Here is a 16493-nt window from a genome sequence, read left to right on the forward strand (position 1 = left end):
ATGGAACGAGACGCACATTACGCCGCCGTCGGGATCGCCACCGTCTGCCTTCTGGCGGCCCTGGCGGTGTTCACCATCTGGCTGGCCCGGCTTCAGTTCAACAGCGACTACGACATGTACGACATCGTCTTCTATGGGCCGGTGAACGGTCTGTCGGAAGGCGGCGAGGTCCATTTCAACGGCATCCGCGTCGGCGAGGTCACGGACCTGAACATCGACACCAAGCGCGGCGACCAGGTCATAGCCCGGGTGCGGGTGGACGGCACGACGCCGGTGCGCGTCACCTCGCGCGCTCAGCTGGAGCCGCAGGGCATCACGGGCCTGAACTACATCCAGATCACCGCCGGTTCGCCAAACAGCGCCCTTCTCAAGGACCAGTATCCCGACAATGTCGTGCCTGTGCTGCAAAGCCAGCCGTCGCCGATCGCAGAGCTGTTGAGCGGTTCCGGCACGGTGCTGGCCCAGACGGTGGATGCGCTGAACCGGATCAACCGTGTCATGTCGGACGACAACATCCGCAGCTTCTCGACCAGCGTGAAGAACGTGGAATCCCTGACCACCGAGCTTGAGGCCCGCAAGGCCATCTTCCAGCAGTTGGAAGAGGCGGTGACCAACGCCAATGCCGCGGTGAAGGAATACCAGGGCCTGGCGGTCGATACGCGTCAGATCATCAACACCGACGGCCGCGAAGCCATCGCCAATATCAACTCGGCGACGGCGGAGGCCCGCACGGCCATCGCCTCGGCCAACCGCTCGATCAGCGGGCTGGAACGGCCGCTGGGCGATTTCGCGACCTCGAGCCTGCCGCAACTGAGCGGCACCATCGAGGAACTGCAGGAGGCCACCCGGTCGCTGCAATCCCTGATCGACGATGTGCGCGCCAGCCCGCGCGACTTCATCGGTCGTCCCCAATCCAAAGAGCTGGAGGTGCAGCCGTGATCCTTCGTCCTGTCCTTCGACTGGCGGTCGTCGCCGGCGCCGCCGCCGTGCTGAGCGGGTGTTCTCTGCTATCGACGCCCGATCCGGTGCAGCTGTATCGGTTCGGCCTTCCGACAGACGCGCCGTCGGCCGAGGGGGATACGCCCGCGCCGTTGTCGGTATCGATCCGTCGCATCGAGTTCCCGGAGGCGACCGGCGACGATCGCATTCTGGGCGTCACGGGCACGGAGACGGCCTATATCGGCGGGGCGCGCTGGGTATCTCCGGCCTCAACCCTGTTTGACGACAGCCTGAAGGCGGCCTTCGCCAATCGGGCGGACCAGATTCGCGTGCTGGGCCGTCGCGAGCCGGGCACGCCGCCGCTGGTGTTGCAGGTCACGGTGACGACCTTTGAGGCGCGCTACGCCGCGCCGGGCGCGACGCCGGACGTGGTGATCACGGCGCGGGCCCAACTGCGCTCGACGCCGGAACGCCATGCGGGCGGTGCGGCGATCCGACCTGAACAGGCGCGATCGGTGGAGCGGGTCTTCACCGTGAGCCAGCCGGCCGGCGAGAACCGGGTGGCGGCCATCGTCTCGGCTTTCGATACGGCGACGCGCGACATCAACACCCAGATCGCCGACTGGACGATTCAGTCGGCGGGCTGACCCTGGCGGCAGGCCGGCTGTCGGCGGCCTCTTAAGTCCGCCACGTCAGGACTTCGGGCGCGACGGGATTGCTGTAAGGCGCGCCTTCCCGCTGGGCCCGCGCCAGGGCGGCCTTGGAGGCGAAGTAGAAGGCCGACGGCCGGTCGGGGTCGCCGACGAAGACCAGGGGAAGGTGCGGGCTGCGCCCCTCCAGACGCTCCAGTATGGCCACGTCCTGGCGCAGGAAGGTCCGCCCGACCGCCGACAGGGCCGGGCTGGCGAACCGGAGTGCGGCGGCCGAGCAGAGGATCAGATTTCGAAGGACGACCTCCCCGTCTCCGACAGGGGTGACGGTCGTCAGGTTGACGAGTTCGAAGTCGCGCGCCGTGACCCGTTCGAGCCGGATGGACGGAAGGCGGAATTCGATGCTGACCTTGCGGTCGCTGGAGACGAGGTCATAGGCCGGGGTCGAGGCGAAGGCGTCCGAGGCGACGGCGGTGAACCCGTAGGGCGAGGGGGTGTAGGCCTTGGTCTTGGCGCGTCGCGGCTGGCTTCGCCACCACCACGAGTCATGGATCATCGGGACGTGCGCCGGGTCCAGCAGGCCCAGGACCGCCTGATCATAGTCGGCCCGCGCCGGGATCTCGGAATAGGCGATGAGCGAGAGCGCCGACGGCGAGGCCGAGGGCAGTTCCGGCGGCGCCGTGTCCCCAGCAGGGCAGGCCCAGATCAAGCCGAAGCCGGTCGTCAGTCGCCAGCGGCCGCAGCCGGTGATCGCGGTCTGGGCGGACGAGACGGGCGGAAGGTCGATCCATTCGCCGTGAAGTCGAGCGCGAGAGGCGCCTTTCATAGACCCCTGTCTGGCGACCGGATACCAGGCATGAAGGGGCGCGCCGAAACGGCGATCGCCCGGCTGGCGCGAGGCCAGACGCGCGCCCAGCTCGGCCACAGCCTGCGCCGGACGGTCGTCGCCTTGGGGCGCCTCGCACGAAACCAGCATAAGCGCTTCGCCTGTTCCCGCCGGTCAGGGCGTCATTAGCCCAGCGAAACGGCCCGCTGCTCGTCGCACAGCCTAGCTGCGCTGTTTTGACACAACAAGGCTGGGGTAGGCGCCGCGACAATTGCGCCTCGACCACGAGCAGGTTTGGCGGTCAGGCGGCCCCGAGCCCGTCCGCGACGGTGTAGGCGGCCTCGGTCTTGGCGGCGACCTCGTCCAGGGTGACGCCGTCGGCCAGTTCGACCAGCTCCAGGCCCGCGCCGTCCGGCTTGACGTCGAAGGTGGCCAGGTCGGTGATGATGCGGCTGACCACGCCCGTGCCGGTCAGGGGCAGGGTGCAGGATTTCAGCACCTTGGACTGGCCGTGCTTGTTGGCGTGTTCCATGACCACGACGACGCGCTTGACGCCCGCGACTAGGTCCATGGCGCCGCCCATGCCCTTAACCAGCTTGCCGGGGATCATCCAGTTGGCGATGTCGCCGTTCTGGGCCACTTCCATCGCGCCCAGGATCGACAGGTTGATGTGGCCGCCGCGGATCATGGCGAAGCTGTCGGCGCTGGAGAAGTAGGACGACTCCGGGATCTCGGTGATCGTCTGTTTGCCGGCGTTGATCAGGTCGGGATCGACCTGATCCTCATAGGGGAAGGGCCCCATGCCTAGCATGCCGTTCTCGGACTGCAGGGTCACCGTCATGCCGTCGGGGATGTAGTTGGCGACCAGGGTCGGGATGCCGATGCCGAGGTTGACGTAGAAGCCGTCCTGAAGCTCCAAGGCGGCGCGTTCGGCCAGTTGTTCGCGGGTGCGGGGCATCAGACGGCCTCCCTCTGGCGGACAGTGCGCTGTTCGATGCGCTTCTCGGACACGGTCTGGACCAGGCGGTCGACGTAGACGCCGGGCGTGTGGATGTGGTCGGGGTCGAGGGAGCCGACGGGGACGATCTCCTCGACCTCGACGATGGTGACCTTGCCGGCTGTGGCCATCATCGGGTTGAAGTTGCGGGCGGTCTTGCGGAAGACCAGGTTGCCGCGCTCGTCGGCCTTCCAGGCCTTGACGATGGACAGGTCGGCGATCAGGCCGGTTTCCATCACGTAGTCGCGGCCGTCGAACTCGCGGACCTCCTTGCCTTCGGCGACCAGGGTGCCGACGCCGGTGGCGGTGAAGAAGGCGGGGATGCCGGCGCCGCCGGCGCGGATGCGTTCGGCCAGGGTGCCCTGGGGGTTGAACTCCAGCTCCAGCTCGCCGGCCAGGTACTGGCGCTCGAACTCCTTGTTCTCGCCGACGTAGGAGGAGATCATCTTGGCGATCTGGCGGGTGCCGAGCAGCTGGCCCAGGCCGAAGCCGTCGACCCCGGCGTTGTTCGACACGACCGTCAGGCCCTTGACGCCGCTGTCGCGCAGGCCGGCGATCAGGTTCTCGGGAATGCCGCACAGGCCGAAGCCGCCGGACATGACCATCATGCCGTCGAAGGTGACGCCCTCCAGCGCGGACGTGACGTCAGCGTAGATCTTTCCCATCGCTCTCCCTTTTCACTGCCTGATGAATATCGGCGCGTTGGACCACGCCTAACGCGGGGGAGGGCGGGGGGCAAGTCGCGGTTGAGGCGAGGGTTGCGATTTGTACACGACGCCGAGCACTTTTTTTTAGAGTGCACTTTCGTGCACTTTTCCCGCCGTCGGGGTTCGCAGCCTTGTCAAAATCCGTGTGCGGGCGGCCTCATCCAACGTCGTTCATTCGGTCCCGGATGTGGGTGCTCCGGCCCGGCGTTCAAGGCGGGGGCATCCGTCGGGGCCGGTCGGGCGTAAAGGGAGACAAGCCTGACCATGGACGCCCTGATGAACCTGACCAATGTCGCCATTCGCCAGTTGCAGGACGCGCCGTTCCCGGATTTCGTGACCCGTCCGGCGATCGACAGTCTAGTGACGGAGGCGCGCAAGCGGCTGGACCGCGACGGGCCGCACGACGAGGCGGCGTTCGCGCGCGACATGGCCCAGCGCGCCATCGCCGAACACGCGGATGCGGCGAACGAGCAGCATTACGAACTGCCGCCCGAATTTTTCCAGCTGTGCCTGGGCGAGCGGCTGAAATACTCGTGCTGCCTTTATCCCACGGGGCGCGAGACGCTGGATCAGGCCGAGGAGGCGGCGCTGGCGGAGACCTGCGCCCATGCCGAGCTGAGCGACGGGCAGACTATCCTCGAGATGGGCTGCGGCTGGGGGTCGCTGTCGCTGTGGATGGCCGAGCGGTATCCGAACGCGCGGATCACGGCGGTGTCGAACAGCCATGGGCAGCGGGGTCATATCGAGGCGCAGGCGAAGGCGCGGGGCCTGACCAACCTGACCGTCGTCACCGCCGACATGAACGCGTTTCAGACGGAACAGCAGTTCGACCGTATCGTCTCGGTGGAGATGTTCGAGCATATGGCCAACTGGCGCGCCCTGCTGACCAAGGCGCGGGGATGGTTGAAGGACGACGGGCGGATGTTCATCCACGTCTTCACACACCGCGACGCCCCCTACCGGTTCGACCATACCGACAGCGGTGACTTCATCGCCCAGCACTTCTTCACCGGCGGGGTGATGCCCAGCCATGGTTTGATCCGGCAGTTCCCCGACCTGTTCGCGGTCGAGCAGGAATGGACCTGGAACGGCGGCCATTACGCCAGGACGGCCAACGGCTGGCTGGCGAACATGGACCGGAACGCCGAGCGGGTCGCGGTGTTGATGCGCGAGACCTATGGCGACGACGCCAAACTGTGGACCCGGCGCTGGCGGCGTTTCTACCTGGCGACAGCCGGCCTGTTCGGCAACGACGAGGGCCGCACCTGGGCGGTCAGCCACTATCGCCTGAAACCGGCCGCCTGAAACCCGAATGAGGATACGAGCATGATCAAATATGTCGCGGCATACCTCGGGGCGGGCCTGACGTTCGCCGCTATCGACTTCGTCTGGCTGACGACCATGACCAACCGCCTGTACAAGCCGGTGATCGGGCCGATCATGGCGGACAAGCCGGACATGAAGGCGGCGGTCCTGTTCTATCTGATCTCCATCGCGGGGACCGTGTTTCTGGCCATCGCCCCGGCCTTGAGAGACGAAAGCTGGATGCGGGCGGCGTTGAACGGCGCCGTGCTGGGGTTCGTGGCCTACGCCACCTATGACCTGACAAATCAGGCGACGCTGGCGGTGTGGCAGACCAAGCTGACGGTGATCGATCTGATGTGGGGCACGGTCCTGACCTGCGTGTCCGCGACCGGCGGATATTTCGCCGCGCGCTGGGCCGAGGGCCAGTTCGGCTGACACCCACCGTCCGGCCGCGCCCTTGCGGTCGGGAGCTTCAGCGTGTCTATGCTCGCCTCCAGGTTGATCGGGGGCGATGGTGGGGAACGGCGGGCATGGCGTGCTGTCGGCGCGAGGCGCAGCCGATGCGGGACTGCTGTATGGGGCGCATGTCGCCCGCTATGTCGCGCCGCTGCTGCTCTATCCGGTCCTGACGCGCAGACTGGGGCCTGAAGGTTTCGGCGTCTATGCCGCGGCGGTCGCCCTGGCGCTGATCGTGTCGGTGGTTGTGGATTATGGCCTGACCCTGTCGGGGCCGCGCGACATCGCAGGCGCGGTCGAGGCGCGCGACGTGATCGTGGGTCAGGCGCTGGCCCTGCGCGCCGTGCTGGTCCTGCCAGCCGTCGCCTTGGGCGTGGGGTTGGCGGCGATCCATCCGGTGCTGGAGGGCGCGAGGTTCGCCGTGACGATGGCGATCCTGCTGGGTGTCGGGCAGGGCGCGGGCCTGCTGTGGTTCTTTCAGGGGGTGCGCGATCCGGCGCCGCTGGCGATGGCGGAGGTCGGGCTGGCCCTGGCCGCGACAGCGGTGGTGCTGGCCTGGCCCGCGCTGGATGTTGGCGGCGTGCTGGCGGTGCAGGCGGCGGGCGTCTGGGCCGGGGTGGTCGTGGGGGCCGTGATGCTGCTGCGTCGCCAGAAGGTGACGGCGCCGGGGCGGGGGTTCGTGAGACGGGCGCTGGTCGAGGGGGCGCCGCTGTTCCTCAGCCGGGCGGCAGTCGTGGCCTATACGGGCGCGGCGGTGCTGGTCGTCGCGGCCCTGGCCGGACCCGTGCAGGCGGCGATCTATGGCGTTGCCGACCGGATCGTGGCGGCGGCGGGGTCGCTGATGCGGCCGATGGCGGGGCTGATCGCGCCGCGTATCGCGGGCCTGCTGGTCGAGGATGCTGAGGCGGCGTTTCGGACGGCGCGGTGGACGCTGGGGCTTTCGCTGGCCGCCTTCGTGGCGATAGCGGGCGGTCTGGCCGTGGCGGCGCCGATCCTTGTGCCGGTGCTGTTTGGAGACGGGTTTGGCGGCGCGGTCGGTGTGCTGCGTCTGCTGGCCTGGATGCTGCCTCTGGTGGCGGTCAGTCAGGTGCTGGGGCTGCAGGTGATGACGCCGCTCAGGATGGATCGGGGTTTCGCCCTGACGGTGGGGCTGGGTTGCGTGGCGACGCTGGGGCCGGCGGTTCTGCTGGCACCGTCGTTTGGCGCGAACGGCATGGCGTGGGCGCGGATCGTCGGCGAGGCGGCGGTGGCGGCGGCCTGTCTGGTGTGGCTGAGGCCGCATTGGGCGTCGCTGTTCCCGCGGCGGATCGCGCGGGTGGCGGCATGAGCCTGTCGGTCTGGGCCGTGGTGGTGACGTGGAACCGGCGCGAACTGCTGGAGCGGTGCCTGGCGCATCTGATCGCCCAGACCCGTCATTGCGACGGGGTGGTGGTGGTCGACAACGCCAGCGACGACGGCACCGCCGAGATGCTGGCCGACGCCTGGGCCGGAAAGGCGCTGGTGGTGCGGATGCCGGTCAACACCGGCGGGGCGGGCGGGTTCAACGCCGGGATACGCGCGGCGATGCAGGCGGGCGCGGACCGGCTGTGGCTGATGGATGACGACGTCCTGGCCGCGCCCGATGCGCTGGAGGCCCTGTTGCAGGCCGAAGCGACGCTGGAGGCCGAAGGCGCGAGCCCGGCCTTCCTGTGTTCCAGCGTGCGGTCGCCCGAGGGGTTGCTGACCAATACGCCGGAGATCGACCGGGGCGAGAACGCCCTGGGCTATGCGGTCTGGGGCGAGCGGCTGGAGCGGGGGCTGATCCCGGTGCGACAGGCGACCTTCGTGTCGGTTCTGGTCAGCCGGGCGGCGGTGGCGCGGCACGGCCTGCCGCTGGCGCCCATGTTCATCTGGGGCGACGATACGGAATATACGTTGCGGCTGTCGCGCGAGGGACCGGGGCATCTGGTGGCCGCCAGCCGGGTCGTCCATGTGCGCGCGGCGCCGGGGCGGCTGTCGATCGAGACCGAGGCCGATGCGGCGCGCGAGCAGCTGCACCGCTGTCTGACGCGCAACGTCATCCTGGCCAAGCGGCGCCACGAAGGGGCGGGGTCGGCGCTGCGCTACGCCGCGTCTCGCCTGCGTCTGGCCGGGCGGCTGGCCGTGCAGGGGCGGTGGCGCAAGGCGGGCGTGCTGGTCGCCGGGGTGGCGGACGGCGCCCGGTTCGATCCCGAGGTCGAGCATTGCGCGCCCTAGCGACGGGGCGGCGGCGGTCCGGCCTGCGGTGGTCGAGCGTTCGCGCAATGTATGAGCGGACGGCGCTGACGCTGCTGGGGCTGGGCGTGACGCTGCCGGTGTTCCTGACGCCGGGACAGGTCAGCGGGCCACGGCTGGGGGATCTGGCGCTGGCGGTCGCCCTGCCGATGGCGGGGGTCGAATGGCGGCGGATGACGCCGGCCTTGAGGGCGGCGGGGCCGGCGGCGGCGCTGGTTTTGGTCGTGACGCTGCTGGTGCAGGCGTCGGCGGTCGGGCCGGGGCTGAATACGGCGGACGCCGTTTTCTGGTTTCGGTGGATCGCGGCGGTGCTGGTCGCGCCGGCGGCGGCGAGCGTGATCCTGAGGGACGCGGGGCGACGAAGGCTGTTCTTTGCGGCGATCCTGATCGGGGCGGTCTTTCATCTGGCGACCTATGGGCTGGCGGTGCTGGTGGGGCGCGAGGCCTTGCAGGCGGTAGGACTGGCGTCTCCGCGCGCGGTCGTGACCACGGCGGCGGCGCATGTGCGGATGACGACCCTGGCGGAGCATCCGAATGCGGCCATGGCGATGATCGGCCTGGCGGTTCCCGCCGCCTTGATCCTGGCGAGGGGCCGGGCGGCGGCGACGGCGGGGTTCGGCGTGACGATCCTGGGGTTTGTGAGCACCCTGTCGCGCGGCGGGATGGCGGCGGCGGTGCTGGCGGGTCTGGCGCGGGTCGTGGTCGGGCGGCGCTGGGGCGAGCGGGCGAACCCCTTGGGCGTGATGCTGGCGGTCTGTCTGCTGGCGGGCGGACTGGTCGCGGTGCAGAGCGGACGGATCGAGATGGACGGCGGGCGGTTTGCCGGCCGCTTTGATCGGGCGACGCTGGCGGACAATCTGGCGGGGCGGATGGAGACGTGGCGGCGGGCGGTCGATCAGGCGGCGGCGCGGCCGCTGGGGGCGGGCTGGACGACGGCGCAGGAGATGGGCGCCTATCGCGCGGCGTCGGTCAGCCACAACGGCTATCTGTTCACGGCGCGGACGGTCGGGGTTCTGGCGGCGCTGGTCCTTCTGGGGCTGCACCTTTGGTCGGCGGCGCGGATGGACGCCCTGACGCCGCTGCCGGTCTATGTGCTGGCGGCGATGTTCAGCGAGGACCTGACGCAGGGGGCGGGGTTGGTGTTCCTGGCCTGTCTGGTGGCGGCGCTGGCGTGGCGAAGGCGGCTGACGCCGTGAGGGTGCTGATCGTCAACACCCTGTATCCGCCCGCCGAGGTCGGGGGCGCCGAACGCAGCGTGGCGCAGTTGGCGCAGGGGCTGGCGCGCGCGGGGACGACGGTTTCGGTGCTGACCTTGCATGCGGGGCGCGAGGCGGCGGACGAGACGGTGGGTGGGGTGGCCGTGCGGCGGCTGCCGTTGAGGAACCTCTATTGGCCCTATGGCGGGGCGCGCAGGCCGGGGGTTCAGCGGGCGCTGTGGCATGGGGTGGAGGCGGCAAGTCCGCTGATGGATCGGGCGGTCGATCGGGCGGTGGAGCGGGCGCGGCCGGATCTGATCCATCTGCACCTGACGACGGGGTTTTCGCCGTCGGTCTATAGGGCGGCGGCGCGGCGGGGGCTGCCGCTGGTGCAAACATTGCGGGATTGGTCGATGCTGTGCGCGCGGGCGTCGATGTTCCGGCGCGGGCGGCGGTGCGAGGCGCGGTGCGGGTCGTGCGTGCTGCTGACGGCGGGCAAACGCGCGCGCTCGCAGGCGGTGGACCATGTGATCGCGCTGAGCCGGCCCGTGCTGGAGGGGCATGTGGACGCCGGGTATTTTCGAGGGACGCCCGCCTCGGTGATCGGCAATGCGGCGGGGGAGGGGGTGGCGGTTCGTCGGCCGTCGTGGGCGGACGCGCCGACGGTGGTGTTCGGCTTCATGGGGCGGGTGGAGCCGGAGAAGGGGATCGAGGTCCTGTTGCGGGCGACGACGGGGCTGGAGGGAGACTGGCGGCTGCGGATCGCGGGTCGGGGGGAGGCTGGCTATGTGGCGCGGCTGAGGCGCGACTATCCCGATCCGCGCATCGTCTGGCTGGGGCAGGCGGAGGCGGCGGACTTCTATGGGGCGGTCGATGTGGTCGTGGCGCCGGCGGTGTGGGCAGAACCGTTCGGGCGGGTGGTGGTCGAGGCGGTGCAGCACGGGCGGGGCGTCATCGCCTCACGCATCGGGGGGCTGCCCGAGGCGGCGCACGGGGCGGACCGGCTGGCTCTGGTCGAGCCGGGCGATGTCGGGGAGCTGACGCAGGCGATGCGGCGGGTGATGGCGGCGCCGGAGCGCTGGCGGTCCGGCGCGGGCGGGCGGCCGGTCTGGACCGAGGAGTCGGTCGTGGAGGCGCATGGGGCGATCTATCGCCAGGTGTTGAGCAGCCGGTCTTCCAGGATTTCGGCGGACCGGGACCAGGCGTAGAGATTTGCGCGCTGCAGGCCCGCTTTGCGGCGGGCGGGGTCGGGCTCGGTCATTAGGCGCGCCATGTGGGCGGCGAGGGCCGCGTCGTCGGCGGGGTCGAAATAGAGGGCGGCGTCGGTGCAGACTTCCCGCGTGGCCGCAATGTCGGAGGCGATCACCGGGCAACCCTGGGCGAAGGCCTCCAACGGGGGGATGCCGAAGCCTTCGTAGAGGCTGGCGAACAGCAGGCTCTGGGCGCCGCGCAGCAGGGCTGCGACCTCGGCGTCCGAGCGGCGACCGGCGAAGATCAGGCGGGGGTCGGCGGGGGCTGTCGATGCGGCGAAGATGGTCCTGGGGCGCTCGCCGATCAGGACGAGGCGGAGGTTCGGGTCCGGCAGGCGCGCCAGGGCGCGGATCATGACGGCGATGTTCTTGTTGGGCGCGAGATTGCCCAGGGCGACGAAGTAGGGGCGGCCTGAGAGGGCGAGCGTCTCGATCACGTTCGGGTCGGGGACGAGGGATCTGAGGTGGTCCGCGCCATTGGGGGACACGGCGATGTCGGCGGGGGACAGGTTCAGCACGGTCGACAGTTCGCGGCGGGAGAAGTCGGACACGGTGGCCAGGACGGCGCGCGCGGCCAGCCGGCGGTTCAGGGCGCGGTGGAAGCGGGCGTAGCCGGGGCGGAAATGTTGGGGATGACGGAAGACGGCGGCGTCGTGGATGACGACGACCTGTCGGGGATGCAGGACAGGGCCGGAGCCGCCCAGCGACAGCAGGCGGCCGTGCCGCGCCGCCCAGGCCAGGGCGGTCTGCTCCCAGAGGTGGCCGCGGCCGCCGCGCACGATCTGAACGGGGATGTTGGTCAGGCCCGGATCGGTCGCGTTTACGGGGGTCAGCAGGACATAGCGTTCGGCGGCGCCGGGCCGTCGGTCCAAAGCGCGGACGATTTCGCGGGCGTAGCGCTGCACCCCGCTGAGCGGCTGGGTCAGGAAACGGCCGTTGATGAAAACGGTCTCAGCCACCCAGCCTCCGCAGGACGAAGGCGTGGCGGTAAACGCGCAAGGTCTGCGCGGCCATGCGAGCCGCGGACAGGCTGTGGTTAGTGATGGGGGATGAGACCGCCGGGCGGTTCAGGGCGGCGAGCATGGCCTCGGCCAGGCGTTCGGGCGTTGCGTCCACCGGCAAACGGTCGATGCGTGCGCCCGCTTGGGTCAGAGCCGCCACGCCGCCGACGTCGGTGGTGACGATGGGCAGGCCCAGGGCGGCGGCCTCGATCATCGCGTAGGGCCCGGCTTCGTAACGGCTGGTCATGGCGAACAGGTCGAAGCCCGCCATCAGCGCCCCGGCCTCGCGCGCGCCCATGAGGCGGACGGCGTCGCCGCCGGCGGTTCGCACGGCCGGAGCCAGATCGCCGTCGCCGACCATCACGCCGACGACGCGCGGGTCCTTCACCTGCGCCAGCCGCACGGCGCGGGCGAAGCGGACCGGGTCCTTTTGAGCGCAGAGGCGGCCGACGAAGCCGACGATCCGCGCGTCATCCGGCAGGCCGAGCGCCTGCCGCGCCGCCTGACGGTCCGAGGACGGCCAGGCGGCGAGTCCGTTCGGGACGACATGAAGGCGGCTGTCGGGCAGGCCCCAGCGACGTGCGCATGCGGCCTCTTCCTCGGAGACGGCGATGATGGCGTTGTGGGTCGTCCAGGCCAGAAGCCACTCGACGGCGCCGGCGAGCATCGTCGCGGGGCGAAGCGGTCCCATCATCGGCAGGGCGTGGGGCGTATAGAGGCGGGCTGCGCCGGGGGCCTTGGCGAGGCGAACCAGGGCGCCGGCCTTGGCGCTGTGTCCGTGGATGACTTCGAAGGGGCCCAGGCGCGCGATCAGGCGGTTCAGCGCCGACAGGGCGCCGGTGTCCCACGGGCCGACGCTGCGGCGCATCGGCAGGCGTTCCAGGGCTTTGAGGGGGAGGGCGGCGACGGCGGCCTGGAACCCGCTGCCGGCGCGGAGCGGGGAATAGATCAGCGAGACCTCGTGCCCGGCCTGGATCAGGGCCTGGGCGAGGTCCGCCACGTGGCGTCCCGAACCGCCGCCGGACGGCTCGATGACCAGAAGTATGCGCAAGCCGTCCCCCGACGATTGTTCAGTCTTGCAACTGAAGGAGATCGTCGGAGAACGTCAAGATTGTATCTTAGGCGACCGTCGCCTTGACGATCTTGCCGGGCGCGCGCGGCGGCTCGCCCTTGGGCAGGGCGTCGACGTGTTCCATGCCGGATTCGACCTCGCCCCAGACCGTGTACTGGCGGTCCAGGAAGGTGGCGTCGTCCAGGCAGATGAAGAACTGCGAGTTGGCGCTGTTGGGATCCGAGGTGCGGGCCATGGAGCAGACGCCGCGCACGTGCGGCTCGGCCGAGAACTCCTGCTTCAGGTTCGGCTTCTTGGAGCCCGAGGTGCCGGTGCCGGTCGGATCGCCGCCCTGGGCCATGAAGCCCGGGATCACGCGGTGGAAGACCACGCCGTCATAGAAGCCTTCCGAGGCCAGTTCGGTGATGCGTTCGACGTGGCCGGGGGCCAGGTCCGAGCGCAGTTTGATGACCACGTCGCGGGCTTCGCCGTCGCCGGTGTCCAGGGTGAAGGTCAGGGTTTCGGCCATTTCGGTCGTCCTCTTGAGGGTTGATTTGAGGCGGGACATAGCCCGCAACGCCGGTCGGGGCTATGTGGGAACGATGAGTGAAGACGAAAAGCCCCAAGAACGCCGTCGAATGGTGAGGCCGCCCACGGGCGGCACCGCCGCCGGACGCGGCATGGGCACCAAGATGAAGACGGCCGACACCAAGTCCATGTCGAGCCAGCAGTGGATCAAGCGCCAGCTGTCCGACAAATGGTCCGAGAAGGCGCGGGCCGAGGGCTGGCGCTCGCGTGCGGCCTTCAAGCTGATCGAGATCGACGATCGGTTTCACCTGATCAAGCGGGGCTCGAAGGTCATCGACCTGGGCGCCGCGCCGGGCGGCTGGATCCAGGTGGCGGTCAATCGCGGGGCGGGCGCGGTGGCGGGCGTGGACCTGCTGATGATCGAGCCGATCCCCGGTTCGACCCTGTTTCAGGCCGACTTCACCCATCCGGGCGTGGACCAGCAGTTGATCGACGCCATCGGGGGCGCGCCGGATCTGGTGCTGTCGGACATGGCGCACAATACGGTCGGCCACCGCCAGACCGACCACCTGAAGATCATCGCCCTGATCGAGATCGCCGCCGACTTCGCCATCCGCACCCTGCGGCCGGGCGGCAACTTCGTCTCCAAGAACTTCCAGGGCGGGGACGCCGGCGGAGTTCTGGCGCGGTTGCGAGAGGAGTTCGAGACGGTGAAATACGTCAAGCCGGAATCCAGCCGCAAGGACAGCGCCGAAGTCTTCCTGGTGGCGCTGAACAAGCGATGAGGCGTCAGGCGGTCGCCGTGCTCTCGCGCGCCCGGCGATCTTCGATCCTGGCCCAGATGCGGTCGTGCAGGGTGAAGAAGACGGTCTGAACCAGCGGCTCGATCATGCCGATGGCGAGGGCCGTGCGGATGTCGTTGGTCAGGGCATAGGCGACCGTGACGGCGACGGCGAAGTGCATGACCCCATAGGTCACGGTCTTCAGCGCGACCTGTTTGAAGGAGCGGGGCAGGGCGTGGCTGTGGCCGCGATGCCCGTGGGCGTCGTGGGAGCGGCGCTGTTCCTCGGGCGACATGATGTCGAGGCGGGCGGTGAAGGCTTCCGTCGCCTCTTCGATGTTGGAGGCCATGCGTCGGCGCTCGACCTTGTGCCAGACGCGGTCGTGGACGGTGTAGGCGATGGTCTGGAAGATCGGCTCGACCATGCCGACGGCCAGGGCGATGCGCCAGTCGCGGGTGATGGCGAAGGCCACCAGGATGGCTACGACAAGGTGCATGACGCCGTAGCTGGCGATCTTCAGAGCCAGTTTGCGCGCGGTGCTGAGGATGACGCCGACCATGCGAAAAGAATGGTGGTCGGCCCTGCGGGTTGCAAAGCAATAAAATCTATTGGGCCCATAACCAGCAAGACCCTTGCCGTGGCCCCCCGCCGCCCGTTATACGCGGCCCGCAAAACGGAGACTCCCTATGGAGATACGCGAAGGACTGACCTTCGACGATGTTTTGCTCGAACCCGGCCCGTCCGAGTTCATGCCGGCGATGGTCGATGTCTCGACCCAGCTGACACGCGACATCAGACTGAACATCCCGCTGCTGTCGTCCGCCATGGACACGGTGACGGAACATCGCCTGGCCATCGCCATGGCCCAATCCGGCGGGCTTGGCATCCTGCACCGCAACATGACCATCGAGGAGCAGGCCGACGAGGTCCGCGCCGTCAAACGCTATGAGAGCGGCATGGTGGTCAATCCGGTGACGGTCGGCCCGCAGACGACGCTGGGCGAAGTGCGCGAGATCGTGGCGCGCAAGAAGATCACCGGCTTCCCCGTCGTCGATCCGGCGACCGGCAAGCTGGTCGGCATGCTGACCCACCGCGACATGCGGTTCGAGAGCGACCTGAACGTCACGGCCGCCTCGCTGATGACCACGGGCGATCTGATCACGGTGCGCGAAGGCGCCAGCCGTGAAGAGGCGCGCGACCTGCTGAAGACCCGCAAGATCGAACGGGTCATCGTGGTGGATGAGGATTATCGGGCCGTCGGCCTGATCACCATGAAGGACATCGAGAAGGCCCAGGCCTTCCCCCACGCGGCCAAGGACGAGCAGGGTCGCCTGCTGGTGGGCGCAGCCTCGACGGTCGGCGACGCCGGTTACGAGCGGGCGATGGCGCTGGCCGAAGCAGGTTGCGACGTGGTGGTGATCGACACCGCCCACGGCCATTCGGCCTCGGTCGCCCAGGTGGTCGAGCGCATCAAGCGCGAGAACAACCGGCTGCAGATCATCGCCGGCAACGTCGCCACCTATGACGCGACGCGGGCCCTGATCGACGCGGGCGCCGATGCAGTGAAGGTCGGCATCGGTCCGGGCAGCATCTGCACCACCCGCATCGTGGCCGGCGTGGGCGTGCCGCAACTGACGGCGGTGATGGACTCGGCGCGGGCCGCCAAGGGCACGGGCGCCTCGGTCATCGCCGACGGCGGGATCAAATATTCGGGCGACCTGGCCAAGGCCATCGCGGCCGGCGCCAATGTGGCCATGATGGGCTCGATGTTCGCGGGCACCGACGAAAGCCCCGGCGAGGTCTTCCTGTACCAGGGGCGCAGCTACAAGTCGTATCGCGGCATGGGGTCGGTCGGCGCCATGGCGCGCGGATCGGCGGATCGCTATTTCCAGAAGGAAGTCTCGTCCGAGAAGCTGGTGCCCGAGGGCATCGAGGGCCAGACGCCGTACAAGGGGCCGATCAGCCCCGTCCTGCACCAGATGGTCGGGGGGCTTCGCGCCTCCATGGGCTATGTTGGCGCCGGCACGATCGCCGACTTCCAGGAGCGCGCGCGGTTCGTTCGCATCACCGGCGCAGGCCTGCGGGAGAGCCACGTCCACGACGTGATGATCACGCGCGAGGCGCCGAACTACAGACAGGGATAAAGGCCATGACGACCGAACTGACCTATCTGGCGCTGACGCTGATCCTGGCGCTGGTGCAGATCTTCCTGCCGGCCGGGGCGCGGACGGTCGAGTTCGGTTCGAAGTGGAATGCGGGTCCGCGCGACGAGACGCCGGCGGCGAGAAAGCCGCTGACCGGCCGTCTTGAGCGCGCCCAGGCCAACCTGTTCGAGACCCTGCCGCTGTTCATCGGCGCCGTGCTGATCGCCCATGTGATCGGCGCGGCCGGTCCGCTGACCCTGTGGGGGACGGCGCTCTATTTCTGGGCGCGCGTCGTCTATGTGCCCCTTTACGCCTTTGGCGTTCCCTATGTCCGGTCGCTGGTCTGGGTGGTCTCGCTTGCGGGACTGGTCATGGTCCTGGCGTCCCTGTTTTTCCTGAAAGCCTGAG

At 69.2% G+C, this 16493-nt stretch carries 18 protein-coding genes; 11 read left to right on the forward strand and 7 right to left on the reverse strand.

All coding sequences use genetic code 11. The features are described 5' to 3' along the window. Positions 1-939 carry an MlaD family protein gene (locus tag ACODSC_RS02665; RefSeq protein ID WP_488811571.1) on the forward strand — a complete coding sequence of 313 codons (939 nt, stop codon included), beginning with the start codon at positions 1-3 and terminating at the stop codon, positions 937-939. Then, positions 936-1586: an ABC-type transport auxiliary lipoprotein family protein gene (locus ACODSC_RS02670; protein WP_488811573.1), complete on the forward strand. Its 651-nt coding sequence runs from the start codon at positions 936-938 to the stop codon at positions 1584-1586. Before ACODSC_RS02665 ends, ACODSC_RS02670 begins: the two co-directional genes overlap by 4 nt. A 31-nt stretch (positions 1587-1617) precedes the next feature. On the opposite strand, the gene ACODSC_RS02675 is transcribed toward ACODSC_RS02670, so the two are convergent. The 3 genes from ACODSC_RS02675 to ACODSC_RS02685 all read right to left on the reverse strand — a co-directional run bounded on the left by ACODSC_RS02675 (position 1618) and on the right by ACODSC_RS02685 (position 4077). Continuing rightward, complete coding sequence (locus tag ACODSC_RS02675) at positions 1618-2565, reverse strand: hypothetical protein (protein WP_488811575.1); 948 nt, start codon at positions 2563-2565, stop codon at positions 1618-1620. Between the two features lie 151 nt (positions 2566-2716). After that, positions 2717-3373 carry a 3-oxoacid CoA-transferase subunit B gene (locus ACODSC_RS02680; RefSeq protein WP_488811577.1) on the reverse strand — a complete coding sequence of 219 codons (657 nt, stop codon included), beginning with the start codon at positions 3371-3373 and terminating at the stop codon, positions 2717-2719. Then, positions 3373-4077 (reverse strand): CoA transferase subunit A, encoded by a 705-nt coding sequence (locus ACODSC_RS02685; protein ID WP_488811579.1) that lies wholly within the window; start codon positions 4075-4077, stop codon positions 3373-3375. The genes ACODSC_RS02680 and ACODSC_RS02685 overlap by 1 nt, the downstream gene beginning before the upstream one ends. Before the next feature lie 318 nt (positions 4078-4395). On the opposite strand from ACODSC_RS02685, the gene ACODSC_RS02690 reads away from it, so the two are divergent. From ACODSC_RS02690 to ACODSC_RS02715, 6 genes are all read left to right on the forward strand, one after another. Beyond that, positions 4396-5424 carry an SAM-dependent methyltransferase gene (locus tag ACODSC_RS02690; protein WP_488812144.1) on the forward strand — a complete coding sequence of 343 codons (1029 nt, stop codon included), beginning with the start codon at positions 4396-4398 and terminating at the stop codon, positions 5422-5424. 21 nt (positions 5425-5445) lie between these two features. Further along, complete coding sequence (locus ACODSC_RS02695; RefSeq protein WP_488811581.1) at positions 5446-5859, forward strand: DUF2177 family protein; 414 nt, start codon at positions 5446-5448, stop codon at positions 5857-5859. 76 nt (positions 5860-5935) lie between these two features. Next, positions 5936-7207 (forward strand): oligosaccharide flippase family protein, encoded by a 1272-nt coding sequence (locus ACODSC_RS02700; RefSeq protein ID WP_488811583.1) that lies wholly within the window; start codon positions 5936-5938, stop codon positions 7205-7207. After that, entirely contained in the window at positions 7204-8115 is a 912-nt protein-coding gene (locus ACODSC_RS02705; protein ID WP_488811585.1) for a glycosyltransferase family 2 protein, read from the forward strand. The genes ACODSC_RS02700 and ACODSC_RS02705 overlap by 4 nt, the downstream gene beginning before the upstream one ends. Before the next feature lie 47 nt (positions 8116-8162). Then, the gene (locus tag ACODSC_RS02710) at positions 8163-9329 is read left to right on the forward strand and encodes an O-antigen ligase family protein (RefSeq protein WP_488811587.1); all 1167 of its coding nucleotides are present in this window, start codon (positions 8163-8165) and stop codon (positions 9327-9329) included. After that, a complete protein-coding gene (locus ACODSC_RS02715; protein WP_488811589.1) occupies positions 9305-10537 on the forward strand; it encodes a glycosyltransferase in 1233 nt (410 codons plus the stop codon). The genes ACODSC_RS02710 and ACODSC_RS02715 overlap by 25 nt, the downstream gene beginning before the upstream one ends. Here ACODSC_RS02715 and ACODSC_RS02720 read toward each other — a convergent pair. The 3 genes from ACODSC_RS02720 to ACODSC_RS02730 all read right to left on the reverse strand — a co-directional run bounded on the left by ACODSC_RS02720 (position 10477) and on the right by ACODSC_RS02730 (position 13160). Then, positions 10477-11538: a glycosyltransferase family 4 protein gene (locus ACODSC_RS02720; RefSeq protein ID WP_488811591.1), complete on the reverse strand. Its 1062-nt coding sequence runs from the start codon at positions 11536-11538 to the stop codon at positions 10477-10479. The genes ACODSC_RS02715 and ACODSC_RS02720 overlap by 61 nt on opposite strands. Next, positions 11531-12631 (reverse strand): glycosyltransferase family 4 protein, encoded by a 1101-nt coding sequence (locus tag ACODSC_RS02725; RefSeq protein WP_488811593.1) that lies wholly within the window; start codon positions 12629-12631, stop codon positions 11531-11533. The genes ACODSC_RS02720 and ACODSC_RS02725 overlap by 8 nt, the downstream gene beginning before the upstream one ends. Before the next feature lie 67 nt (positions 12632-12698). Beyond that, complete coding sequence (locus ACODSC_RS02730) at positions 12699-13160, reverse strand: peptidylprolyl isomerase (RefSeq protein WP_488811595.1); 462 nt, start codon at positions 13158-13160, stop codon at positions 12699-12701. 73 nt (positions 13161-13233) lie between these two features. Here ACODSC_RS02730 and ACODSC_RS02735 point away from each other — a divergent pair, with 73 nt between their 5' ends. After that, the gene (locus tag ACODSC_RS02735) at positions 13234-13944 is read left to right on the forward strand and encodes an RlmE family RNA methyltransferase (RefSeq protein WP_488811597.1); all 711 of its coding nucleotides are present in this window, start codon (positions 13234-13236) and stop codon (positions 13942-13944) included. Between the two features lie 4 nt (positions 13945-13948). Here the strand turns inward: ACODSC_RS02735 and ACODSC_RS02740 are convergent, their stop codons facing one another. Continuing rightward, positions 13949-14500, reverse strand: a complete 552-nt coding sequence (locus tag ACODSC_RS02740) for a DUF2061 domain-containing protein (protein WP_488811599.1) — start codon at positions 14498-14500, stop codon at positions 13949-13951. A gap of 127 nt (positions 14501-14627) precedes the next feature. Here ACODSC_RS02740 and guaB point away from each other — a divergent pair, with 127 nt between their 5' ends. Continuing rightward, positions 14628-16085, forward strand: coding sequence for an IMP dehydrogenase (gene guaB / locus ACODSC_RS02745; protein ID WP_488811601.1), 1458 nt, complete (start codon positions 14628-14630; stop codon positions 16083-16085). A 5-nt stretch (positions 16086-16090) separates the two neighbouring features. Next, the gene (locus tag ACODSC_RS02750) at positions 16091-16492 is read left to right on the forward strand and encodes an MAPEG family protein (protein ID WP_488811603.1); all 402 of its coding nucleotides are present in this window, start codon (positions 16091-16093) and stop codon (positions 16490-16492) included. Position 16493: the final 1 nt, after the last annotated feature.

Source organism: Brevundimonas sp. FG128, assembly GCF_057809775.1.

Bases quoted from the DNA above. Each gene is read 5' to 3' on its own strand.
- ACODSC_RS02665 (WP_488811571.1), top strand. From the start codon at position 1: ATGGAACGAGACGCACATTACGCCGCCGTCGGGATCGCCACCGTCTGC.
- ACODSC_RS02675 (WP_488811575.1), bottom strand. From the start codon at position 2,565: ATGCTGGTTTCGTGCGAGGCGCCCCAAGGCGACGACCGTCCGGCGCAG.
- ACODSC_RS02680 (WP_488811577.1), bottom strand. From the start codon at position 3,373: ATGCCCCGCACCCGCGAACAACTGGCCGAACGCGCCGCCTTGGAGCTT.
- ACODSC_RS02685 (WP_488811579.1), bottom strand. From the start codon at position 4,077: ATGGGAAAGATCTACGCTGACGTCACGTCCGCGCTGGAGGGCGTCACC.
- ACODSC_RS02690 (WP_488812144.1), top strand. From the start codon at position 4,396: ATGAACCTGACCAATGTCGCCATTCGCCAGTTGCAGGACGCGCCGTTC.
- ACODSC_RS02695 (WP_488811581.1), top strand. From the start codon at position 5,446: ATGATCAAATATGTCGCGGCATACCTCGGGGCGGGCCTGACGTTCGCC.
- ACODSC_RS02700 (WP_488811583.1), top strand. From the start codon at position 5,936: ATGGTGGGGAACGGCGGGCATGGCGTGCTGTCGGCGCGAGGCGCAGCC.
- ACODSC_RS02705 (WP_488811585.1), top strand. From the start codon at position 7,204: ATGAGCCTGTCGGTCTGGGCCGTGGTGGTGACGTGGAACCGGCGCGAA.
- ACODSC_RS02710 (WP_488811587.1), top strand. From the start codon at position 8,163: ATGTATGAGCGGACGGCGCTGACGCTGCTGGGGCTGGGCGTGACGCTG.
- ACODSC_RS02730 (WP_488811595.1), bottom strand. From the start codon at position 13,160: ATGGCCGAAACCCTGACCTTCACCCTGGACACCGGCGACGGCGAAGCC.
- ACODSC_RS02735 (WP_488811597.1), top strand. From the start codon at position 13,234: ATGAGTGAAGACGAAAAGCCCCAAGAACGCCGTCGAATGGTGAGGCCG.
- ACODSC_RS02740 (WP_488811599.1), bottom strand. From the start codon at position 14,500: ATGGTCGGCGTCATCCTCAGCACCGCGCGCAAACTGGCTCTGAAGATC.
- guaB (WP_488811601.1), top strand. From the start codon at position 14,628: ATGGAGATACGCGAAGGACTGACCTTCGACGATGTTTTGCTCGAACCC.
- ACODSC_RS02750 (WP_488811603.1), top strand. From the start codon at position 16,091: ATGACGACCGAACTGACCTATCTGGCGCTGACGCTGATCCTGGCGCTG.